The following is a 992-nucleotide window of genomic DNA, read 5'->3' as shown; positions in this document are numbered from 1 at the left end:
ATGCTTATACTCATAAACGATTAATCTTGTATTTGGCTTTGAACTTACGAATCTGCCGTACCGAAATCATATTCAGAAGTAAGGTAATCACGAACAAAACTAAACCTAAGGCAAATGCAGAAAGTGTTTGGGGAGAATCGAATGCATGGTCACCCACAAGCGCATCGACAATACGCACTGTGACCGTGGTCATATCCTCTAAAGGATTCCAAGATAGGTTTGGCCTCAAGCCTGCAGCCATGACAACAATCATGGTTTCACCCACGGCTTTAGCGAAACCAAGTAAACACGCAGAAATAATGCCCGGCATAGCTGACGGCACAACAATATCGCGAATCATTTCTGCCTGATTCATGCCTAAACCATAGGCCGCATTGCGCTGACTAGCCGGAACAGCGCACAGAACGTCATCACACAAAGATGAAATGATTGGAACGATCATCACACCCATGATTACACCGCTCGCTAAAGCGCTGTTATACGCTGCCTCAATGCCTAAAGCATCACTCAATGAAACAATCGCTGGGGCTACAGTGAGCGCCGCAAAAAATCCGTAAACAACCGTAGGAATGCCTGCTAGAACTTCTAGAATAGGCTTTAATGACTTACGTAAAGACGGTGATGCGTACTCGCTTAAAAAAATCGCATTACCTAAGCCCACAGGGATCGCGACTGCTAAAGCAATTCCCGTAATCATAAATGTGCCTGCAAAAATTGGCACTGCACCAAAGGTGCTATCGGAATGGCTCATATGCCACTCCAAACCTGTTAAAAAATACCAAAGACTTTCTAACTGAAAAAATTCTATCGCCTGTAATAGGATGGAAAATAATATGCCAATTGTGGTCACAATGGCGATGGCAGAGGCGCTTGCCAATAAAGCATTTACGGCGGCTTCTTTGCGCGCGCGATTCTTATTTTGAGACTGGATCTCAAACACCTGTCTACTCACTTATTACTGTTACTTGAATCGGTTTTAAATAGAGCATTGC

General features: G+C 44.1%; 1 protein-coding gene. It reads right to left on the bottom strand.

What is annotated here, in order from left to right; translation table 11 throughout:
* Positions 1–10 precede the first annotated feature (10 nt).
* The gene (pstC, locus tag A3762_RS16915) at positions 11–850 is read right to left on the bottom strand and encodes a phosphate ABC transporter permease subunit PstC (RefSeq protein ID WP_231878794.1); all 840 of its coding nucleotides are present in this window, start codon (positions 848–850) and stop codon (positions 11–13) included.
* Positions 851–992: the final 142 nt, after the last annotated feature.

Source organism: Oleiphilus sp. HI0125 (genome assembly GCF_001635355.1).
This window is presented reverse-complemented; position numbering and strand designations above follow the sequence as displayed.